The organism is Anaerorhabdus sp. (genome assembly GCF_036637135.1).
Lineage (GTDB): Bacteria > Bacillota_I > Bacilli_A > Erysipelotrichales > Erysipelotrichaceae > Anaerorhabdus.
The window spans coordinates 1-1,491 of record NZ_JAVWNC010000122.1 but is presented as its reverse complement, the minus strand read 5'-3'; the positions used below and the strand labels follow the sequence as shown (position 1 = coordinate 1,491).

The following is a 1,491-nucleotide window of genomic DNA, read 5'->3' as shown; positions in this document are numbered from 1 at the left end:
TCTTAAAGACTTGTTTCATTTGTTTCCAAGTAGAGGCAAAATACTGACACTCTCTCGGTATTCTTTCTTGATATCCCATTCCTTGTCTTGCGACTATCATCGCTGCTCCTTGATGAATGGATAATCCATATTGTCTTGTTACTTTTATCTTCGCTATAAAACTGGTATACGCAGGTTCTACTACTTCTATTTTGACACCCCATTGAACTCCTTTCCTTATAAACATTTCCACTATTTGCCGATATGCAAACTCGGATAACATTCTGTTTCTTCTTTTCCTCTGATATAAGCTTTCTGATTTAGCTTGTTCAAAGTCAAGATTTTCTACAATACAATCTTTTTGTTTCATTGCACAGTCTTCTATGATGGTTTTAATGATTCCTTGTAAGTTATGTTTCCTTTGTTTTGCATTATACCCCAGTATTGGATAATTTGTAGTACCTACTAAATTTCCTTCTTTGTTGATTTCTGTAACTGCGAGATGGTTAATATTGATATCTACACCGATACATCCGTTATCCTTTGTTGTATGAATAAGTGTTTCATTTAAATCAAAGATTGCTTTTATGATGAAGTATTTTCCTTTATCCATAATCTGATATGCTACTGCTTTACCTGCTGTATTATGAGGAAGTTTGATTTTATCTTTTAGTTGTTCTGAATGAGGTTGAAACTCAATGGGTAAATGAATCTCTTGTTGGCGGCTACGATAAACAAGGGTATCTTCATCAAGGTGATATTTGAATATACAATTACTATACTTTCCTTGTCTTCTTCCTGGTATTGTCATCGATGTAGCTTCATGAAAGTGAATCATAGGTACACGATGAGTAAGCTTCCTTTGTTTTGCTATTACCCGATTCAATCGAAAGTTGAGTTGTCCTTTTCTACTTTTCAATTGCTTTAATGTTGGTTTTAAGATTTGTACTTCAAGGAGATAATCACTTTTAGTTTGTTTTCCTTCTCTTGTCTTATGGATCAACTGTTGGATTTGATTTTCTATCTTTTCTATTTCTTTCCTTGTTTTATCTACCTTTTGTTTAATCCTACTTATTTGCTTATCTAACTTCTTTACATGCAGCTTATGTAAACTACTGGATGATTTAAACAGGGCTTTGGCTTCATGAATAGCGGATAAAGGCAGATAATCATTGGCACCATAAAAAGACTTCACTTTCTTTTGGAGTGAATTGATTTGTAAACCATGGTAGTTTTTATGATAGATGAGACGATAAGAACGAATCACCATTTGATGATATAAATGGATATCCTCTTTAATCACTTGTGATTCTAATTCACTTAGATAAAGACGATTGGAGTAGGAGATTGTTTTCATAATGAGTACCTCCAAGATTTGATACTAGGATACTATAGAAACAGTCGAACTTGAATATATTTCAAGTCTTTTCTCCTAACCTTTCACTATCTTAAGTTTCCTCATCTCTCTATCGTTCTATTCATCGTGAAGAACTTTCCTATAAGATAAAAAAA

The 1,491-nt window shown here is 33.0% G+C and carries 1 protein-coding gene; it reads right to left on the bottom strand.

The genetic code is table 11. The annotated features are described in order from the left end of the window. Positions 1–1,336: hypothetical protein (locus RR643_RS11650; protein WP_332483322.1), on the bottom strand; the 1,336-nt coding region annotated here is incomplete at its 3' end. Positions 1,337–1,491: the final 155 nt, after the last annotated feature.